The organism is Microbacterium sp. NPDC058062, assembly GCF_042885375.1.
Classification (GTDB): domain Bacteria; phylum Actinomycetota; class Actinomycetes; order Actinomycetales; family Microbacteriaceae; genus Microbacterium; species Microbacterium trichothecenolyticum_C.
The window spans coordinates 966,425-985,103 of the sequence record NZ_JBHVSC010000002.1; the positions used below are offsets into that span (position 1 = coordinate 966,425).

The 18,679-nt window shown below is 71.3% G+C and carries 17 protein-coding genes; 9 read left to right on the top strand and 8 right to left on the bottom strand.

Annotated elements, in window-relative coordinates:
* Positions 1 to 2: 2 nt before the first annotated feature.
* Positions 3 to 614 carry a TetR/AcrR family transcriptional regulator gene (locus tag ACFVSU_RS09075; RefSeq protein WP_310286134.1) on the bottom strand — a complete coding sequence of 204 codons (612 nt, stop codon included), beginning with the start codon at positions 612 to 614 and terminating at the stop codon, positions 3 to 5.
* A 150-nt stretch (positions 615 to 764) separates the two neighbouring features.
* Between ACFVSU_RS09075 and ACFVSU_RS09080 the strand changes: the two genes are divergently transcribed.
* On the top strand, positions 765 to 2,255 hold the full coding sequence (locus tag ACFVSU_RS09080; protein ID WP_387141140.1) for an aldehyde dehydrogenase family protein: 1,491 nt from the start codon (positions 765 to 767) through the stop codon (positions 2,253 to 2,255).
* A 15-nt stretch (positions 2,256 to 2,270) separates the two neighbouring features.
* Here ACFVSU_RS09080 and ACFVSU_RS09085 read toward each other — a convergent pair whose 3' ends face one another.
* On the bottom strand, positions 2,271 to 3,500 hold the full coding sequence (locus ACFVSU_RS09085; RefSeq protein WP_387141143.1) for a TetR/AcrR family transcriptional regulator: 1,230 nt from the start codon (positions 3,498 to 3,500) through the stop codon (positions 2,271 to 2,273).
* Positions 3,501 to 3,694: 194 nt separating this feature from the next.
* Here ACFVSU_RS09085 and ACFVSU_RS09090 point away from each other — a divergent pair, with 194 nt between their 5' ends.
* The 3 genes from ACFVSU_RS09090 to ACFVSU_RS09100 all read left to right on the top strand — a co-directional run bounded on the left by ACFVSU_RS09090 (position 3,695) and on the right by ACFVSU_RS09100 (position 7,801).
* Complete coding sequence (locus tag ACFVSU_RS09090; RefSeq protein ID WP_387141146.1) at positions 3,695 to 5,272, top strand: long-chain-fatty-acid--CoA ligase; 1,578 nt, start codon at positions 3,695 to 3,697, stop codon at positions 5,270 to 5,272.
* Positions 5,273 to 5,275: 3 nt separating this feature from the next.
* A complete protein-coding gene (locus tag ACFVSU_RS09095; protein ID WP_387141149.1) occupies positions 5,276 to 6,874 on the top strand; it encodes an alcohol dehydrogenase catalytic domain-containing protein in 1,599 nt (532 codons plus the stop codon).
* Positions 6,875 to 6,988: 114 nt separating this feature from the next.
* Positions 6,989 to 7,801: a hypothetical protein gene (locus ACFVSU_RS09100; protein ID WP_387141152.1), complete on the top strand. Its 813-nt coding sequence runs from the start codon at positions 6,989 to 6,991 to the stop codon at positions 7,799 to 7,801.
* Between the two features lie 166 nt (positions 7,802 to 7,967).
* On the opposite strand, the gene ACFVSU_RS09105 is transcribed toward ACFVSU_RS09100, so the two are convergent.
* The 5 genes from ACFVSU_RS09105 to ACFVSU_RS09125 are packed head-to-tail and all read right to left on the bottom strand — an operon-like array spanning position 7,968 to position 12,788.
* Complete coding sequence (locus ACFVSU_RS09105; protein ID WP_387141155.1) at positions 7,968 to 8,423, bottom strand: hotdog fold thioesterase; 456 nt, start codon at positions 8,421 to 8,423, stop codon at positions 7,968 to 7,970.
* 4 nt (positions 8,424 to 8,427) lie between these two features.
* On the bottom strand, positions 8,428 to 9,618 hold the full coding sequence (locus ACFVSU_RS09110; RefSeq protein ID WP_387141158.1) for a bifunctional 2-methylcitrate synthase/citrate synthase: 1,191 nt from the start codon (positions 9,616 to 9,618) through the stop codon (positions 8,428 to 8,430).
* Between the two features lie 23 nt (positions 9,619 to 9,641).
* Complete coding sequence (prpB, locus tag ACFVSU_RS09115) at positions 9,642 to 10,541, bottom strand: methylisocitrate lyase (protein WP_387141161.1); 900 nt, start codon at positions 10,539 to 10,541, stop codon at positions 9,642 to 9,644.
* The gene (locus ACFVSU_RS09120) at positions 10,541 to 12,067 is read right to left on the bottom strand and encodes an MmgE/PrpD family protein (protein WP_387141164.1); all 1,527 of its coding nucleotides are present in this window, start codon (positions 12,065 to 12,067) and stop codon (positions 10,541 to 10,543) included. The genes prpB and ACFVSU_RS09120 overlap by 1 nt, the downstream gene beginning before the upstream one ends.
* A 10-nt stretch (positions 12,068 to 12,077) precedes the next feature.
* Positions 12,078 to 12,788: a GntR family transcriptional regulator gene (locus ACFVSU_RS09125; protein ID WP_387141319.1), complete on the bottom strand. Its 711-nt coding sequence runs from the start codon at positions 12,786 to 12,788 to the stop codon at positions 12,078 to 12,080.
* Positions 12,789 to 12,971: 183 nt separating this feature from the next.
* On the opposite strand from ACFVSU_RS09125, the gene ACFVSU_RS09130 reads away from it, so the two are divergent.
* The 5 genes from ACFVSU_RS09130 (at position 12,972) to ACFVSU_RS09150 (ending at position 17,195) form a co-directional block, all read left to right on the top strand.
* Positions 12,972 to 13,541 (top strand): hypothetical protein, encoded by a 570-nt coding sequence (locus ACFVSU_RS09130; protein ID WP_387141167.1) that lies wholly within the window; start codon positions 12,972 to 12,974, stop codon positions 13,539 to 13,541.
* 78 nt (positions 13,542 to 13,619) lie between these two features.
* On the top strand, positions 13,620 to 14,543 hold the full coding sequence (locus ACFVSU_RS09135; protein ID WP_387141169.1) for an ATP-binding cassette domain-containing protein: 924 nt from the start codon (positions 13,620 to 13,622) through the stop codon (positions 14,541 to 14,543).
* Positions 14,540 to 16,159, top strand: a complete 1,620-nt coding sequence (locus ACFVSU_RS09140; RefSeq protein WP_387141172.1) for an ABC transporter permease — start codon at positions 14,540 to 14,542, stop codon at positions 16,157 to 16,159. Before ACFVSU_RS09135 ends, ACFVSU_RS09140 begins: the two co-directional genes overlap by 4 nt.
* Before the next feature lie 9 nt (positions 16,160 to 16,168).
* Entirely contained in the window at positions 16,169 to 16,654 is a 486-nt protein-coding gene (locus tag ACFVSU_RS09145; protein ID WP_387141175.1) for a GbsR/MarR family transcriptional regulator, read from the top strand.
* Between the two features lie 10 nt (positions 16,655 to 16,664).
* Positions 16,665 to 17,195: a ribonuclease H gene (locus tag ACFVSU_RS09150; RefSeq protein ID WP_387141179.1), complete on the top strand. Its 531-nt coding sequence runs from the start codon at positions 16,665 to 16,667 to the stop codon at positions 17,193 to 17,195.
* A gap of 3 nt (positions 17,196 to 17,198) precedes the next feature.
* On the opposite strand, the gene ACFVSU_RS09155 is transcribed toward ACFVSU_RS09150, so the two are convergent.
* A complete protein-coding gene (locus tag ACFVSU_RS09155) occupies positions 17,199 to 18,665 on the bottom strand; it encodes a PLP-dependent aminotransferase family protein (RefSeq protein WP_387141182.1) in 1,467 nt (488 codons plus the stop codon).
* Positions 18,666 to 18,679 lie beyond the last annotated feature (14 nt).

Genomic DNA, 18,679 nt, shown 5'->3' on the forward strand with positions numbered 1-18,679 from the left:
GGTCAGGCGCCGGCGCCGTGGCGGACGAGGTCCTGGGTCTGGCGGACGAGGTCGTCGAGGCTGCGGGTGCGGGGGTTCCACCACTCCACGGCCCAGTTCATCGAGCCCAGCAGCAGCAGGCGGAAGATGTTGATGTCGAGGTCGGCGCGGAGCTGGCCGGCATCCTGCGCGGCGTGGAAGAGGTCGCGCCAGATGCGGCTGTAGGACGCCTCTTCGGCGGCGGGGCGCACACGGAGGTGCTCGGGCACCTGCCCGGCGTTGCGCACGGATGCCGTCGTGTAGTCCGAGATCTGCAGCTCGTAGCGCAGGTGCGCGTCGACCGCCGCGAGGATCCGGTCGAGGGGCGTCGCGTCGTCGGGCAGCGCGGCGATCACCTCTTCGACGTGCACGCGCACGCGGTGCGCGCCGGCCCACATGACCTCTTCCACGAGGTCGTCGCGCGAGCCGAAGTAGTAGTAGATCGCGGGGGCCTGCACGCCGGCGACGTCGGCGACGTCGGTGAGCCGCGTCCCGGCGTAGCCCTTGCGGCTGAGCACCTGGGCCGCGGCGTCGAGGATGCGCTGACGCGTGCGCTGCGATTTCGCCGTCGCGCCGTCCTCGCTGCTCTGCGACACCCGGACCCCTCTCGTTCCTCACATTCTAACCAGGATTCGAAAATCTTCGCGCGGACCCTTGCGGCGCGAACACGGCGACGATACTGTGAATCACCATTCACTTCCCGCCCTCAATGACGAGTCTCGGCGACGAGATGGAAATGACCCGACATGACCCTCCTGCACGACGACAGCACGTCCGTCCTCACCACCACCGATCCCCGCGACGGCAGCCCGATCGCCTCGTACCCCGTAGCGTCCGCCGACGACGTGCGGCGCACCGTCGATCGCGCCCGCGAAGCAGGGGCGTGGTGGGCGGGACTCTCGTTCTCCGAGCGCCGGCGCGTGCTGATCGCGTTCAAGGCCGCCATCGCGCGTGACGCCAAGGCGCTGGCGGCGATGATCGCGCGCGAGACCGGCAAGCCCGACGGCGATGCCCTCCTCGAGGTGATGCTCACGCTCGGCCACCTCGACTGGGCGGCGAAGAACGCGGAGCCGGTGCTCAAGAGGCGCAAGGTCAAGGCGGGGCTCGTCAACTACAACCAGCACGCGACGCTCGGGTACGTGCCTTACGGCGTGGTCGGCGTGATCGGCCCATGGAACTACCCGTTCTATACGCCGATGGGCTCGATCTCGTATGCGCTCGCAGCGGGCAACGCCGTCGTCTTCAAGCCGAGCGAGCTGACGCCCGGCACCGCCGTGTGGGTCGCCGACAAGTGGCGCGAGGTGTGCGACCGCCCGGTGCTCCAGGTCGTCACCGGCGGCAGGGCGACCGGCGCGGACCTGGTGCGGGCAGGTGTCGACAAGGTCGCGTTCACCGGCTCGACCGCCAGCGCGAAGAAGGTCATGGCGGCATGCTCTGAGACCCTCACCCCGCTCGTCGCCGAGTGCGGCGGCAAGGACGCGCTGATCGTCGCGACGGATGCCGACCTCGACGCCGCGGCCGACTTCATCGCGTTCGGCGCTCTCGGCAACGCGGGTCAGACGTGCGTGGGCGTCGAGCGCGTCTACGTCGAGCAGCGCGTGCGCGATGCACTCGTCGACAAGGTCGTCGAACGAGCGAAGCGCATCGTCGTGACCGGCGACGCCCCGACGTACGGGCCGATGACCCTCGCCACGCAGACGGATGTCGTCTCCGCCCACGTCGAGGACGCCCTCGCGCGCGGCGGCACGGCGGTGTTCGGCGGCCCCGAGTCGGTCACCGACCGCACGGTGTCGCCGATCGTGCTCGTCGACGTCCCCGAGGACTCCGACGCCGTGCAGCGAGAGACCTTCGGACCGACCGTGGTCATCAATGCCGTCGCCGACCTCGACGAAGCCGTCGCGCGCGCCAACGCGACCGAGTACGGACTCGGCGCCGCCGTCTTCACGAAGGACGCGAAGAAGGGCGAGCGCGTCGCCGCGCAGCTGCGCGCCGGCGTCGTCACGATCAACTCGGTGCTCGGCTTCGCGGCGATCGGCGCACTCCCGTTCGGCGGCGTCAAGGGGTCGGGCTTCGGCCGCATCCACGGCGCCGACGGCCTGCGCGAGTTCAGCGTGCCGAAGTCGATCGCGCGCCAGACCCGCAAGGCGGCGCTCAACCTGCTGACGCTCGAGCGCTCCCCCAAGGACATGCACATGGTCGAGCGCATGATCCCGATGCTCCACGGCAAGGCGCGCTGACCCGACCGCGGGGCGTCAGCGTGCGTCGATGCCCAGCACGATCTCGACCAGGCGCGTCAGCCGCGCAGCGGCGGCGTCGTCGCGCACCGTGAGCAGCGGCGCCTGGTCGGCGACCACGCCCAGCCCGGCATGGACGAGGACGGATGCCTCGCGCCCGCCGAGTTCGGGACGCACGGCCTGCAGCAGCGCCGCCCAATCCGCGATGTGCGCCCGCTGCATCGCGCGCAGGCGCCGCTGTTCCTCGGGCGCAAGGTTGCCGATCTCGGAGAAGTAGATGCGCATCAGCGCGAGGTGCGAGAACGTGTGGTCGACGTACGCGCGGCAGAGGCGGCGCAGCGCATCCTCGGGCGAGGAGGCCGACTCCCGTGCGTGCAGCGCTGCGCGCTCGAGCTCCACCGCGGCCCGATCGCACGCGGCCAGCAGCAGCGCGGACTTGCCGTCGAAGTGGCGGTAGACGCCCGACGGCGTGAGGTCGACCTCGACCGCGACGTCCTCGATGGTGACCTCGTTGTAGCCGCGCGCGGCGAACTGGCGGATCGCGGCGTCGATGAGGCGCGCCCGGCGGCCCTGCTCGGAGGCGGTTTCGTCGTCGGGCGGAGGCGGGGGCGCAGCATCCGTCGCGGTCACCGCGTCGGGAGCCGGAAGCGAGCCGTCGAGCGCGCGCCACGCGGCGCCCGCCAGGAGGCTGCGCAAGGCCCTGGCGCCGACCACCGTGCGATGCGCCGTGATGCTCGCGACCGCACTCAGTGCGCCGAGGACGAGCAGCCGGCGGTCGGTCTCGTCGACGTCGGGTCGGTAGACGACGTGCGCCGTCTCGAACCGCTGGCGGAGGAGGCGAAACTCGGAGGTGAGCAGCTCGCGGTCGTCGTGCTCGAGGTAGCGCCCCTCCCACCGGTAGATCCCGCCGGTCGCGCGGAGCTCGACGGTGGTCGCGATGACCGCGTCGACGAGGGCGTCGAGGGCCGCGTGCGCCTCGTCGGGCGAGTCGAGCGGGAGCGCGGCGGCCGCGTCGGTGTCTTCGATGAGACGATGCGCGATGGTGAACGCGGTCTGCACGAACAGCGCGTACTTGTTCGGGAAGTGCCGGTACAGGGCGGGCGCCGAGATGCCGACCGCTGACGCGATGTCCTGCATGGCGACGGCGTGATAGCCGTTCTGCGCGAAGGCGAGGGCGGCGGCCTCCTCGATGCGGCGCTTGCGGTCCCGCGGCCTCGTGCGTGAGGCGGGTGGCGCGGCAGCGGGCATGCGGACAGCCTACTCGCGGCCTCGGGCTCGGGTCCCGAACGCGAGGCGCTGTTCACTTCCTCCGGACGGACCGATGTGAATCTTGATTAACAAAAGTGGTGACAACGGGCGCCACGCCTGCCATACTCGACACGAGCCACCGGTGCCGCAGGGTCGCGGCATCCGTTGACGATGACGTGACGAGAGGCCACCCGATGAACGACTCCGCCCCCACCGCGATCCCCGCATCCGCGCGGCGCAACCACTGGATGAACCAGCTCGCGACGCACGCCCAGATGAAGCCGGAGGCCGCAGCCTTCCGCTTCCTCGGCGAGACGACCACCTGGCGCCAGGCCGCGGAGCGCATGGACGCGTTCGCCGCCGCTCTCGCACGACGCGGCGTCGGCTTCGGCGACCGCGTGCTGCTGCTGACCCTCAACCGGCCCGAGGTCGTGCTCTCGGTGTTCGGCGTCAACCGCCTCGGCGCCATCGCCGTGCCGATCAACATCCGCCTCACACCCCCCGAGATCGCCTACATCGTCGACGACGCCGACGCCGACGTGCTCATCGTCGAGGCACCCCTGGCTCCCCTCGTCGGGGCGGTCGCCCAGATCACCGACCGCATCAAGAAGGTCATCGTGATCGGCGACCCGGGCGAGGGCCAGGAGGCCTGGGCCGACCTCGTCGCCGAGGACCCGGCCGGCTTCGAGGCTCCCGACGTGCCCGAAGACACCACCTGCCTGATCATGTACACGTCCGGCACCACGGGCCGCCCGAAGGGCGCGATGCTCGATCACGTCAACCTCTTCGCGCAGAGTCTCACCCTGCTGCGCGTGAACCAGGTGTTCGGCGAAGACGACATCTCGTTCATGACCGCCCCGCTGTTCCACATCGCGGGCCTCGGGTCGATCGCGCCGAACTTCGTCATCGGCATCGTCACCGTGATCCACCCGCTCGGCGCGTTCAACCCGACGGAACTGCTCGACGCGTGGGAGCAGGAGAAGGCCACGATCGTCTTCAACGTGCCGCAGCAGTGGCAAGTGATCTGCGCCGACCCGACGATCGCCCACCGCGACCTGCACCTGCGCATCATCAGCTGGGGCGCGGCGCCCGCCTCCGACACCCTGCTGCGCCAGATGAGCGACAGCTTCCCACGAGCGATCAACGTCGCGGTGTTCGGCCAGACCGAGATGACCCCCATCACCTGCGCGCTCAGCGGCGAGGACTCACTGCGCAAGCTCGGATCCGTCGGCCGGCCGATCCCGACGCTGCAGTACCGCGTCGTCGACGACGAGATGAACGACGTCGAACGCGGCGAGGTGGGCGAGATCCTGTACCGCGGGCCCAACCTGATGAAGGGCTACTGGCGCAAGCCCGCCGAGACCGCGGAGGCCTTCGAGGGCGGCTGGTTCCACTCCGGCGACCTCGTCCGCCAGGACGAAGAAGGCTTCGTGTGGGTCGTCGACCGCAAGAAGGACATGATCATCTCCGGCGGCGAGAACATCTACTGCGCCGAGGTCGAGAACGTGCTGTTCGCCCACCCGAAGATCCTCGACGCCGCGATCTACGGTCGCGCCGACGAGCGCTGGGGCGAGGTCCCGGTCGCGGCGGTCGCGCTGGCACCGGGCGAGGAGCTCACGATCGACGAGCTGCAGGCGTGGCTGAGCGACAAGCTCGCGCGCTTCAAGCAGCCCAAGGCGCTGGTCGTCGTGCCGGCCCTCCCGCGCAACGCCGGCGGCAAGGTCAACAAGGTCGCGCTGCGCGCAGCCGACCGCGAGCTGACCCCCGCGTAGGCCATGACAGCTGCTGTGGCCGCGCTCGTCCGTGAGCGCGGCGGATCCGTCGCGCTCGCGGACGTTACCCTGCGCTCCCCCGACCCGCGCGAACTCGTCGTCCGAGTGATGGCGTCGGGTGTCTGCCCGACCGACCTGTTCGGCATCGACGGCGGGGCAGGCGACCGCTTCCCCGCGGTCTTCGGCCACGAGGGCGCGGGCATCGTCGAAGCCGTCGGCGCGGAGGTCACGCGCGTGCGGCCCGGCGACCGGGTCGTGCTCGGCTTCGGCTCGTGCGGCGCGTGCGGCCCGTGCCGCGACGGCCACTCCGCGTACTGCGACCGCTTCGCCGAGCTCAACTACGCCCCGCGCTCCGATGCGGCCGCCGAGGGCGGCGAGCGCGTCACCACCGGGTGGATGGCCCAGTCGTCCTGGGCGACGCGCGTCGTCGTGCACGAGTCGAGCGCGGTGCCGATCGGCGACGACGTGCCCTGGGCGGTGGCCGCGACGCTGGGCTGCGGCATCCTGACCGGCGCCGGCACCGTGCTCAACGTGCTGCGCCCGTCTCCCGGCGACACGCTTCTCGTGCTGGGCGCCGGAACCACCGGGCTCGCGGCGGTCATGGCTGCGGCGCACCGGGGCGTCACGCGCATCGTCGTGAGCGACCCGGTCGGGGCGCGCCGCGCTCTCGCCCTCGAGGTGGGCGCGACCGAGGCGCTCTCCCCCCATGACCTCGCGGCGCAGCGTCCCGCCCCGTCGTTCAGCCACGTGCTCGACACCGCCGGCACGCAGTCCTCGATCGACGCCGCTCTCGCCGTCGTCGCGCCGCGCGGCATCGCCGCCACCGTGGCGCTCAAGCCGGGCGCCAACCCGGTGACCGTGTCGCAGTCGCGCCTGCTGTGGGGCCGCACCCTCACCGGTGTGATCGAGGGCGACGCCGACGTCGCCCGCGACGTGCCGCTGCTGGCTGCGCTGTGGCGCGCGGGCCGGCTCCCGGTCGAGCGCCTCATCGGCACGTACGCGTTCGCCGACGCGCAGGCCGCGATCGCCGACGCCCGCGCAGGACGGGTCATCAAGCCCGTGCTCGAGATGGAGATGGTGACGGATGCTGCGGCCGCAGCATCCGCCCGCCCTCTGGTCGAGCGGCTCCGCGACGGCGTGCCCGACGACGACCTCGCGGCGCTGTGGCGTTCGCTCCCCCCGGTCCGGACGGCGGAGCTGCGCGGGCTCTGGCGCGGCTGGGCCGCGACCCGCGACCATCGCGCCGGGAGGCTGCTCGAGCGCAGCCGGTGGTACGGCAAGCTCTTCCGCTCGGACGACGACGTCGCGCCCATCGTGTGCGGAACCGACGACGGCACGCTCGTCGCCGACGCGGGCCTCGCCCGCGGCGGCGCGACGCTGCGCACCATCGTGCACGACGGCGTCACCACGGCGTCGATGGTCTACGACGGCCAGCCGATCATCGACCACTTCGTGCGGCTCGGGCCCGGCGTCGTGTTCGGCGTCATGACCGGCCGCGACACCGACGATCGCGGCCGCGCCTTCTACTTCGTCCTCGAGCACGTGGAGGACCGCCCCGTCGCCGCGCGCGGCACCACTCCCGCAACAACACACAGCACCTGACGCATTCGAGGAGGAATGCTGCGCGCCGCGCCGGCGACGTCACGCGGGATGCTGATTGTCGATACTCGACAGAGATCTGGCCGCCTCGGTCGACGGCACGACAGAATCGGGCCGATGATCGACCGCAGCCCCGGCACTCCCGGTTCGCCGACCACACCGGCCACTGCGCAGCGGGTGCGCGCCTCCGCCGTCCTCGCGGTCGGGCTGTCGATCGCGCTCGCCGGCTGCGCCGCGGAGCCGTTGAGCAGTGGCGATACCCGCGCCCAGCACGCCGCGGAAGCAGCCGCGGCCGAGATCGGGTCGCACTCCGCCAACTCCCCCGAGATCACGCTGCTCGAGATGGTCGCGTGGTGGGTGCCGGAAGGACCTGTGCCGGCCGGTTCCGGCACAGCCGTCGTCGAACCGCTCGCCTGGTCGGGCGAGTCGGCCGGCAGCAGCGCCACGATCGACATCAGGGTCACCGCCCAGGTCGATGCCACGTCGTCGACGCAGCTCTTCGGCGAGTCGTGGAGCGCCGGATCGACGACGCGGTGCTTCCGGCTGGAGTGGCAGCAGTACGAAGAGGCGCGCCGGTCGGAGATCCCGTGTCCCGACGGTCCGGCGCCGCCCCGGCCGACCCCGGCACCCCGTCCCGAGCTCACTCAGGCCGACGCAGAACGCATCGCCGCGATCGTCGCCGCCGGCGCGACGGCCGAAGAGGTCGATCGGTCACTCCGTGACGCCTACCCGCAGGAGCACGTCCGCATCGAGACCGAGGCTGCAGACGGCGGCATCGTGGCGGCCGTCGGCATTCCCGCCGAGCGCGAGTGCGTCCTGGTCTTCCGCGACGCGTCTGGTGCGATCACGTACCCCGACTTCCGGCGGATCTCGCTCGAACCCGGCGAGGTCGGCTGCTCCACGTCCCTGTACACGAGCCCGCCGTTCTGACCCTGCCACGCGGCGACCTGCGAGGATCGGTGATCCCGCGGGACTCGGACGATGCGCCCGTGTTCCGTCCGATTCCCACCGGATCTCCGAGTTTCGCCGGGGGCGGCAAGGCACGGATGACGGATGCCTCGACCCACCGCACGCGCGGGGATCGAGGCATCCGGAATCAGGCGCGCGCGTCGGGAGTCGTGTAGGTGCTGCGCTGCTCGATGACCGCGAGCGTGCAGCGGGAGACGCACACGAGGCGCCCGGCCTCGTCGGCGATCCGGATCTCCCACACGTGCACGCGACGCCCCACGTTGATCGCCGTGACCGTGCCGATGACCCAGCCGGACGAGATCGGGCGAAGGTGGTTGGCGTTGATCTCCATGCCCACGACGTGGAACCGCTCACGGTCCACGGCGAGGTAGCCGGCCCACGACGCGAGCGTCTCGGCGAGCGCGACCGATGCCCCGCCGTGGAGCACACCCGCGGGCTGCACGGAGCGGTGGTCCACCGGCATCCGTCCGACCAGCGCGTCGTCGCGGATCTCGACGATCTCGATGCCGAGGTTCTCGATGAGTGTGCCCGGCGCCATCGCCGAAAGGTCGATCGCGGCGATGTCGCCGAACCAGAGGCTCACGGCCTCACCCCGCGGCTTCCTCTTCACGGTCGGCGGCGGCCAGGTGCGCAGCATCCGCCACGTAGCCCTCGATGTGGCGCTCGTCCGGGCCGTTGTACTCCGACAGCGGGCGGATGAGCGCGTTCGAGGCGAGCTGCTCCATGATGTGGGCGGTCCAGCCGGTGACGCGCGCCGCCACGAACAGCGGCGTGAAGGTGAGCGTGTCGAACCCGATGAGGTTGTACGCCGGGCCCGACGGGTAGTCGAGGTTCGGGTAGATGCCCTTGCGGCTCACGAACTCGCTCTCGAGCGTCTCGTAGAGCGCGGCCACATCGGGTCGGTCGTAGTGCTCGACGAGGGTGTCGAGCGCCGCCTTCATGGTGGGCACCCGCGAGTCGCCCTTCTTGTACACGCGGTGTCCGAAGCCCATGATCTTGCGCTTCTCGGCGAGCGCCTGATCGAGCCACGGCCCGACGTTGTCGGCGGTGCCGATCTCGTCGAAGATGTGCAGCACGGCCTCGTTCGCCCCGCCGTGCAGCGGGCCCTTGAGCGCGCCGATCGCCGCGACGACCGCCGAGTAGAGGTCGCTGAGGGTCGACGTCACGACGCGCGCCGTGAACGTCGAGGCGTTGAACGAGTGCTCGGCGTACAGGATCATCGAGCGGTTGAAGGCGTCGACGACGACGTCGTCGGCCGTCTCGTCGAACGTCATCCAGAGGAAGTTCGCGGCGTAGTCGAGGTCGTCGCGCGGTGCCACGGGCTGCAGGCCACGACGGCGGCGCTGACCGTAGGCGACGATGGCGGGGAGCATGGCGAAGAGTCGGATGCTGCGCGCCAGGTTCTCCTCCTCGCTCCCGCTCACCTCGAGCACCGAGCCGGTGCCGGAGAGGTCGCGCGCGCCGATGAGGCTGACCGCGGTGCGCACCTCGTCCATCGGATGCGCGTCGATCGGCACGAGGTCGATGGCGGCGCGCACGTCGGCGGGCAGGTGACGGTAGGCGCGCTCGGTCGCGCGCAGCTGCGCGAGCTGCACGTCGGTCGGCAGCTCGCCGTGCCACAGCAGGTAGGCGACGGCCTCGAACGGCTGGGTCGCGGCGAGCTCCTGAACGGGGTAGCCGCGGTACAGCAGCGAGTTCGTCTCGGGGTTGACCTTCGAGACCGCCGTGTAGTCCACGACGACGCCGGCGAGGCCCTTCTTGATGTCGGGTTCGGTCATGACTGCTCCTTCGGGTCAGTGACTCAGCGCTGGATCTGGAAGTTGAAGACGTCCTGGTCGAAGTGGTTGTAGTGCTCGTAGTCGATGAGGTCGTAGAGGTCGGCGCGGTGCTGCATCTCGCCGAGCTTGGACGTGAGGTGTCCGTCGTCGATGAGCGTATCGAGAGCGCGGGATGCTGCGCCCATCGCGATCCGCAGGAGTGAGACCGGCCAGATCACGATGTTGACGCCGACGCTCTGCAGCTGGTCGACCGAGAAGAGCTCCGACTTCCCGAACTCGGTCATGTTGGCGAGGATCGGCACGTCCACGGCGGCGCGGATCGCGGCGAACTCCTCGAGCGTGCGCATCGCCTCGGGGAAAATCGCATCGGCCCCCGCGTCCACGAGCGCCTTCGCACGGTCGATCGCGGCATCCATCCCCTCCACGGCGCGGATGTCCGTCCGGGCCATGATGAGGAAGTTCGGGTCGCGGCGCGCGTCGGCCGCCGCCCGGATGCGCTTGATCGCGGTGTCCTCGTCGACCACGGCCTTGCCGTCGAGGTGACCGCACCGCTTCGGGTTGATCTGGTCTTCGATGTGCGTGCCGGCCAGGCCCGCGTCCTCGAGGGTCTGGATCGTGCGGGCGACGTTCATCGGCTCGCCGAACCCGGTGTCGGCGTCGATGATCGCGGGCAGGTCGGTCATCCGCGCGATCTGCTGGCCGCGCGCGGCGACCTCGGTGAGGGTCGTCAGGCCGATGTCGGGCAGGCCCAAGTCGGCGCTGAGCACGGCGCCCGAGATGTACACGCCCTCGAAGCCCTTGCGCTCGATGAGCCGGGCGCTCAGCGGATTGAACGCGCCGGGGAACCGCAGCAGCTCACCGCTCGCGAGCCGCTCGCGGAACAGCCGCCGCTTCTCGTGCGGGGGGATGGGGGAGTACAGCATCAGAAGAGGCCCTTCGGGGCCGGCGCTGCGGCGAGCACGCCGAACTCGGCGACGATCGAGAGTTGCTGCACCTCTTCGGCCGTCAGCTCCGGCAGGCGCTGCGCGAGGTCGAGGAAGCGCTCGATCTCGTCGGCCGAGAGCACGGGCTCGGCCAGCAGCCGGAACTTGCGGACGTAGTCCTCGCGGACGAAGGGCCGGGCGCCGAGCGGGTGCGCGTCGGCGACGGCGATCTCGTCCTCGATCGTCTCGCCGTTGGTCAGGCGGATCTCGACGCGGCCGCCGAACGCCTTCTCGTCCGGGTCCTCCGAGTGGTAGCGGCGGGTCCACTCCTCATCCTCGGCCGTCGTGATCTTGTGCCACAGCGCGACCGTGTCCTCACGCCCTGCCCGCGCGGGCAGGTACGAGTCGACGTGGTGCCAGCCGCCGTCCTGGAGCGCGACCGCGAAGATGTACGGGATCGAGTGGTCGAGCGTCTCGCGGGATGCGGTGGGGTCGTACTTCTGCGGGTCGTTCGCGCCCGAGCCGATGACGTAGTGCGTGTGGTGCGACGTGTGGAGCACGATCTCCTCGACGCGTGCCGGGTCGGTGAGCTCCGGGTGCTCGCCGTGGAGCTTGCGCGCCAGGTCGATCCACGCCTGCGCCTGGTACTCGGCCGAGTGCTCCTTCGTGTACGAGTCGAGGATGGCCCGCTTGGGCTCGCCCTGACCGGGCAGCGGCACCTCGTACGCGGCATCCGGTCCGTCCAGCAGCCAGGCGATGACGCCGTCCTCGCCCTCGTAGATGGGGCTCGGCGAGGTCTCGCCGCGCATCGCGCGGTCAACGGCCTCGACCGCCATCTTGCCCGCGAACGCGGGGGCGTGCGCCTTCCACGTCGAGATCTCGCCCTTGCGGGACTGGCGCGTTGCGGTCGTGGTGTGCAGCGCCTGGCCGACGGCCTGGTAGATCGTCTCGACGTCGAGGCTGAGGAGGGTGCCGATGCCGGCCGCGGCCGACGGGCCGAGGTGGGCGACGTGGTCGATCTTGTGCTTGTGCAGGCTGATGGCGCGCACGAGGTCGATCTGGATCTCGTAGCCCGTCGCGAGGCCGCGCACGAGCGCGGCGCCGTCGGCGCCGACGTGCTGCGCGACCGCGATGATCGGCGGGATGTTGTCGCCCGGGTGCGAGTAGTCGGCCGCGAGGAACGTGTCGTGGTAGTCGAGCTCACGCACCGCGACGCCGTTCGCCCACGCCGCCCACTCCGGGCTCGTCTTGCGGTCGAGCGCGCAGCCGAACACCGTGGCCCCCGAGCCGCCGACCGACACCGCGTGGTCGAGAGCCTGCTGGCGTGCGGCGCTCACGGGAGCACGGGTGAGGGATGCTGCCGCCACCGCCGCGTTGTCGATGACGCGGTTGATGATCATGTCGACGACATCCGCGTCGACCTCGACGGGGTCGGCGGCGACTTCGGCGATGTGCCACGCGAGCTGCCCCTCGCGCGCGAGGTGCTCGTCGCTGCGGTGGACGCGGAGGTGGTGGATGACGGTCATGGCCGGCCTTTCAGAGTCGGGGGCGCGCTTCGACAGGCTCGGCGACCGGGGCAGCGGGTGCACCGGTCGCGGAGCTTGTCGAGGCGGTGAGGGATTCGAGGATGCTGTGCAGCGCGTTGTGCAGGTGGACGTGCGTCGCGTGGGCGGCGAGATCCGCGTCGCGCGCAGAGATCGCCGCCGCGATCAGCCGGTGCTCGGCGACGGATGCGGCGAGCCGGGCGGGATTGTCGCGTGCGAGCCGTCGCACCCGGACGAGATGCGTGCGCACCGTGCGCAGGGCTGCGGTGAGGTAGTCGTTCGCGACGGCGGCGTCGAGGGCGAGGTCGAAATCTGCGATGAGGGCGTAGTAGGCGTCGCGTCCGTCCGCGCCCGCATCGTGGCCGTCGAGATCGACCCGGGCGAACTCGCGCGCGAGCTCCGCGAAGGCCGCGGCCTCTCCGCGTTCTGCGGCGAGCCGCGCGGCGGACTCCTCGAGAGCGCGGCGCACCTCGAAGATCTCGCGGATGTCGTCGGCGTCGATCGCGGTGACGACGGTGACGCGTGGCGACTGCTGCGCGACGAGCCCGTCGGCCGCGAGTCGGCCGAGCGCTTCACGCAGCGGCGTGCGGCTGACGCCGAGACGAGCGGCCTGCTCGACCTCGCCGAGCACGGCGCCGGGCCGCAGGACGCCGGACTGGATCTCGTCGAGGAGGGTCGCGTATGCGCGGTCACTGGCCCGCACTCGCATCACCTCCTCGTTCGACACCTCGGCCAGTGTATACATAAATGTCTCGCACACCTACTGGTGATGCCATTCCGGCGTTATGCGTATACAAACGACCTCCGTAGGGATTTCGCCCGATGTCGGCGCGCGGCCGACAGGTGTAGCTTCCGCATCACCGGGGCGCTGAACGAAGGAGTTGCCATGAAGCACATGCGGGCGGCCGCCACGATCGCAGCCGTATCGGGAGTCATCCTCGGCCTGGGCGCGACCGCCACCGCGTCCGCCGCACCTGGCCACGTGGATCACTTCGATGAGCTCCATCAGGAGAGCTTCACCGCACACGATCCCGACCTCTGCGACGGCATGCTCCACTTCCCGGTGGAGTGGGTCGAGCACGAGGTCGGCTCGTTCCGGCTCACCGAGCGGCAGGGACAGGAGTACGGCGGATACAACGCGACGCTTGTCGGCTCGTACACGAACGTCGACACCGACCTCGCGTACCACTACGACCAGCGGGTCAACAGCAAGGACCAGAGGCTCGTGCCGAACGACATCGGAGGGCTCACCGTCACGTTCATGGACCGCTTCAACGTCTTCTGGACCGACGATCTGGGCCGGGTCGCGTTCCACGACGCCGGCGCGAACACCGCCACCGTAGAGGTGGACGAGAACGGCGACTTCGTCGAGTTCATCGGCGACCACCCGCGTGGGCGCAGCGACACGATGGGCCGCGACTTCTGCGCCGATCTCATCGAATTCACGACGCCCTGAACAGCCTCCGCACGGGACACCGTGAGGAAAGCGTGAGGAGTATTCATAACTTTGTGAAATCGGCGTAGCTTCAGCGCCATGACCACAGTCATCCGCACGAGCGGCCTCACCAAGCACTACGGCCGCGTCCACGCCCTCGACGGACTCGACCTCGCCGTCGACGAGGGCCAGGTGCACGGGTTCCTCGGACCCAACGGGGCGGGCAAGTCCACCACGATCCGGATCCTGCTGGGACTCGCGCGCAAGACCGGGGGCGAGGCATCCGTCTTCGGTCTCCAGCCATGGCGCGACGCCGTCAAGATCCACCGGCGCGTCGCGTACATCCCCGGCGATGTGAGCGTGTGGCCGAACCTGTCGGGCGGCGAGGCGATCGACCTCCTCGCGCGCCTGCGCGGCGCCGCGCGCCACGACAAGGCCTACGCCGACGAGAAGGCGCGCCTCATGGAGGCGTTCCAGTTCGATCCGCGCAAGAAGGGCCGCGCCTACTCGAAGGGCAACCGGCAGAAGGTGGCGCTCATCGCCGCGTTCGCGGTGCCCGCCGACCTCTACATCCTCGACGAGCCGACCAGTGGCCTCGACCCGCTGATGGACGTGATGTTCCGCCGCGAGGTCTCGCGCGTCCACGCCGCGGGGGCGACCGTGCTGCTGTCGAGCCACATCCTCTCCGAGGTCGAGCAGCTGTGCGGTCGCGTCTCGATCATCCGCGCCGGGCGCGTGGTCGAATCGGGCACCCTCGCCGACATGCGTCACCTCACGCGCACGGAGGTCTCGTTCGAGGGGACGGATGCTGCGCCCGTGGCCACGCTCGCGGCGGCCCATGACGCGCTGGTCGAAGACGGCCGCGTGCGTTTCACGGTCGACAGCGATCAGGTCTCGGGTGTCCTCCCCGAGCTCTCGCGCCTCGGGGTGGCGGGGCTGCGCGTCGCGCCGCCGTCGCTCGAGGAGCTGTTCCTGCGCCACTACGGCGACGACCTCGCCGTGCTGGAGAGGAACGGACGATGAGGCGACTGTCGACGCTGCTCGCGCAGCGGCTGCGGCGGGACTGGCTGCAGCTGACGCTGTGGATCTTCGGCACCATGGCGCTCGCGTTCGCCGGGCTCTCCGGCGCGGCGAACACCTACGGCACCGAGCAGGAGCGCACGGCGCTGCTCGCCACCGTCATGGCCAACCCGGTGATCCTGCTGTTCCGCGGGCTGCCTTCCGGGCCGGGCGAGCAGGCGTTCATCGTCTTCCTGCTGATGCCCTTCCTTGTGATGATGCCCGCGTTCATGAGCACGTTCCTCGCCGTGCGTCACACGCGTGGCGACGAAGAGGCGGGGCGGCTCGAACCCGTCGCGGCGACGACGGCGGGCAGGGCCGTGCCGACGGTCGCGACGATCGTCCACGGCGTGCTCGCCAACGTCGTGCTGGGCATCCTCGTGGCCGCCGCCTTCCTCGCCGGCGGCTCGCCCGCCGAGGGGTCGTGGCTCGCCGGGTTCACGGCCGCGTGCGGCGGGCTGACGTACCTCGGCGTCGCGCTCCTGGCGGCACAGCTCATGCGGACGTCGCGGGGAGCGAACTCTCTGGCGGTGTGGGTGCTCGTCGTCACCTACTTCATCGCCGGGATCGGGAACGCCCTCGGCACCCCGAGCGACGACCTCACCCACATGCAGAGCTCGTGGCTGACGTGGCTCTCGCCCTTCGGCTGGGCCGAGAACACCCGCGCCTTCGACGAGAACCTGTGGTGGCCCGCGTTCCTCTGCCTGGCCGCGTTCGTCGTGCTGGCGGGGGTGGCCCTGGCGCTCCAGACCGTGCGCGACCTCGGCGCGAGCATCGTGCCCGAGCGGCGGGGGCGCGCCGCCGCGGGCGCGACCCTGTCGACGCCGACGGCGCTGGTCACGCGCCTCGCCACCGGATCGACGATCGGCTGGATGGCGGGCGCCTTCTTCGCCGGGGCCCTCTCGACCTCGCTCGGCGCGGTCGTGAACGAGATGGGGTCGGACAACCCGGCCGTCGCCGACATGCTCAAGGCGCTCTCGGCCGAGGCCGACCTCGAGCAGGCGGTCATCGTCGTCTTCTTCACCATGGTGGGGCTCCTCGCCGCCTGCGCCGGCGTGCAGACCGTCGCCCGCGCTCGCCAGGAGGAGGCGCACGGCACGGCCGAGCCAGTCCTCGCGACCCCCGTACAGCGGGTGCGGTGGCTCGCCGACTACGTCGTGGTGGGGTTCATTGCGATCGTCCTGACCTGCGCCGCCGCGTTCGTCGGGGCGTGGGCCGGCGCCGCGAACCTCGACAACGGTGCCGCCCTGACCGGCGATGCGTTCGTCGCGGCGTGGGGGCAGGTGATCGCCGCATCCGTGTTCCTCGTCCTCACCGCTCTCGTCTTCGCGATCGCCCCGCGGTGGACGATCCCGCTCGGGTGGACCCTCGTCACCGCCGCGATCGTCTTCGGCCTCTTCGGTCCGCTCCTCGGCCTCCCGGAATGGGTGACGAACCTGTCGCCGTTCTCGGTCGCGCCGGTGCCGAGCGGCAGCGAAGTGGACCTGCGCGGGATGTGGTGGCTCGTGCTCGCCGTCGGAGTCGGGGCGGCAGCATCCCTCGCCCTCATGCGGCGGCGCGAGCTGGCCTCGGCCGGGTAGGCGACCGCGATGACGAACGAGCACCCCGGCGCCGAGGCGGCGGAGCAGGCTGCGGCGATGCTCACCGCGGTCGGCATGCCGCGCATGCCGGCGCGGGTCATGATGGCCCTCGCCGGCTCGCCCGATGAGGGGTACACCGCCGCCGACCTCGCCGACCGCCTCGGCGTGTCGGCGGCGGCCGTGTCGGGCGCGGTGCGCTACCTCGTCTCGATGCGCCTCATCCACCGGCTCTCGCGCCCCGGCGATCGGCGCGACCGCTACGATCTCGCCGAGGACTCGTGGTCGGGCATGATCACGGCGAACGCACCGCTGTACGGGACCCTGGCGGCGTCGCTCGACCGGATCGCCGACGAGAACCCCGGGGCTCCGGCGTCAGCCGCGCGGGCGCACGAGATCGCGGACTTCCTCCGCTACCTCGCGGAACGGATGCCGCAGCTCGCGGCCGAGTGGCGGGCGGGGCGCGACGGGTCGGAGGAGGGGACCCCGGCCGGGTAGCCTTGCCCGAGTGACCGACGCGACCCGCTACATCGTTGCCACCGACGGAGCCTGCAAGGGCAACCCCGGACCGACGGGGTGGGCGTGGGTCGGCGAGGACGGGCACTGGGCAGCCGGCGCGATCCCCTCGGGCACCAACAACGTCGGCGAGCTCATGGGCCTGCTCAAGGCCATCGAGGACCACGGCGACGTCGCGAACCTCGTGATCCAGGCCGACTCCAAGTACGCGATCGACACGTACACGAAGTGGATGGACGGCCACCGCCGCCGCGGCTGGAAGACATCGACGGGCGCGCCCACGAAGAACGTCGACATCCTCGAGCAGCTCATCGTCGCGCGCGACGCGCGGCGGGCCGCCGGGCTTCCCGACGTCGAGCTCGAGCACGTGCGCGGACACTCCGGCCACGTGCTCAACGCCTGGGCCGACGAGCGCGCAGTGCGCGCCTCCGAGCACGCGGCCAAGGGCACCGCGAGCGCATGGTCGTCGCTCGGTGCGCAGGACCGCATCGACGTCTCGACCCGCCCGAAGAACGGGCGCTGACCGCTACAGCTGCGCCCGGTAGTCGCGCCACGCCTCGCCGAGGCGGCGCACGCCCTCCTGCAGCACGGCTTCCGGCGCGGTGTACGGCACGCGGATGTGGTCGTCGTAGACGACGGATGCCGTGAACTCGGTGCCGCCTGCGACCGCGACGCCGCGCATCGCGGCGACGCGCGCGAGGGCGGTCGCCGACCCCACCGGAAGGCGTGCCCAGAACGCGAGACCGCCGCGAGGCGGTGTCACGTCCCAGTCGGGGAGGTGCTCGGCCATCGCCTCGAGGAGGTGCGCCGACGCCGCCGCGTGCGTCTGCGACGTGTCGAGCCGCAGCGCACGGGCCTCGTCGACCAGATCCAGCGCCAGGAGCTGGGCGGGAACGCTGGTCGACTGGTCGACGAGCTGACGCACGCCGCGCAGGCGCCGGACCAGCACCGGGTCGGCCCGCACCCACCCGATGCGCAGTCCTGACCACGACCACTTCGACAGCGAGTCGACCACGATCACCGGCGCATCCGGCCGCAGTGCGGCGAGCGTCGGCGGCACCACCCCGTCGAACGAGACGTGGGCGAGCACCCGGTCTTCGAGCACCGGCACGCCGTACTCCGCCGAGAGGTCGGCGATGCGCTGACGGGATGCTGCGGGCAGCCGCGTGCCGGTCGGATTGTGGTGGTGCGGGTTGACGGCGATGAGAACCGGCCGCAGCGCCACGATCGCGGCTTCGAGCTCGTCGACGTCGATCCCATCAGGACCGATCGAGACACCGTGCACACGGCCACCCCGTCGCCGGACCGAGTCTGCGAGGCCGGGCCACGTCACCGATTCGGTGAGCACGACGTCGCCGGGCGAGACGAGCTCGTCCACGACGAGGCTGATCGCCTGCTGGGCGCCGTGGGTCACGAGGATCTGCGCCGGCGTCGCCGGCGTGCCCTCCTCCTCGAAGAGCGCGGCGAGCCGGGCGCGCAGGACGGGCAGGCCCGCCGGGTCGGTCTCGGCCAGCGTGACCGGGTCGAGCGTGGGCGTGTGGGCGCGGACGAGATCGATGACGAGCTGGGGCATCGCGGGCACGGCGCGCAGCAGGTCGATGCCGGAGGGCGAGGCAGAGAACAGGCCCTCGCCGCGCGCCGTCCGCTCCCGGGAGGGGACAGCGGCGCCGATCGGTCCCGCGACGCGCGTGCCGCTGCCCTGCCGTCGCTCGACGAGCTCGTCGTCGCTGAGCAGCCCGTAGGCGGAGACGACGGTTCCGCGCGAGACGGCGATCGCACCGGCGAGGGCCCGCTCGGCGGGAAGCCGATCGCCCGGGCGCAGCTCGCCACCTTCGATGAGCGCGGCGATCGCCTGCGCCAGTCGCACCGTCAGCGTGCCGTCGCCGTGCGCCCACCGGCCCAGGCGTCCGGCGAGGCGGGATGCCTCCACCGTGCCGCCGAGGGCCACCCTGTGGTCCACCAGCCGCTCATTGGCCCTGTCGACGGTCGTCATAGCACCGCATTCTG

What these genes read in the sequence shown, in the direction of transcription:
- ACFVSU_RS09080 (WP_387141140.1), top strand. Translation starts at nt 765, where the DNA reads ATGACCCTCCTGCACGACGACAGCACGTCCGTCCTCACCACCACCGAT.
- ACFVSU_RS09085 (WP_387141143.1), bottom strand. Translation starts at nt 3,500, where the DNA reads ATGCCCGCTGCCGCGCCACCCGCCTCACGCACGAGGCCGCGGGACCGC.
- ACFVSU_RS09090 (WP_387141146.1), top strand. Translation starts at nt 3,695, where the DNA reads ATGAACGACTCCGCCCCCACCGCGATCCCCGCATCCGCGCGGCGCAAC.
- ACFVSU_RS09095 (WP_387141149.1), top strand. Translation starts at nt 5,276, where the DNA reads ATGACAGCTGCTGTGGCCGCGCTCGTCCGTGAGCGCGGCGGATCCGTC.
- ACFVSU_RS09100 (WP_387141152.1), top strand. Translation starts at nt 6,989, where the DNA reads ATGATCGACCGCAGCCCCGGCACTCCCGGTTCGCCGACCACACCGGCC.
- ACFVSU_RS09110 (WP_387141158.1), bottom strand. Translation starts at nt 9,618, where the DNA reads ATGACCGAACCCGACATCAAGAAGGGCCTCGCCGGCGTCGTCGTGGAC.
- prpB (WP_387141161.1), bottom strand. Translation starts at nt 10,541, where the DNA reads ATGCTGTACTCCCCCATCCCCCCGCACGAGAAGCGGCGGCTGTTCCGC.
- ACFVSU_RS09120 (WP_387141164.1), bottom strand. Translation starts at nt 12,067, where the DNA reads ATGACCGTCATCCACCACCTCCGCGTCCACCGCAGCGACGAGCACCTC.
- ACFVSU_RS09130 (WP_387141167.1), top strand. Translation starts at nt 12,972, where the DNA reads ATGAAGCACATGCGGGCGGCCGCCACGATCGCAGCCGTATCGGGAGTC.
- ACFVSU_RS09135 (WP_387141169.1), top strand. Translation starts at nt 13,620, where the DNA reads ATGACCACAGTCATCCGCACGAGCGGCCTCACCAAGCACTACGGCCGC.
- ACFVSU_RS09140 (WP_387141172.1), top strand. Translation starts at nt 14,540, where the DNA reads ATGAGGCGACTGTCGACGCTGCTCGCGCAGCGGCTGCGGCGGGACTGG.
- ACFVSU_RS09145 (WP_387141175.1), top strand. Translation starts at nt 16,169, where the DNA reads ATGACGAACGAGCACCCCGGCGCCGAGGCGGCGGAGCAGGCTGCGGCG.
- ACFVSU_RS09155 (WP_387141182.1), bottom strand. Translation starts at nt 18,665, where the DNA reads ATGACGACCGTCGACAGGGCCAATGAGCGGCTGGTGGACCACAGGGTG.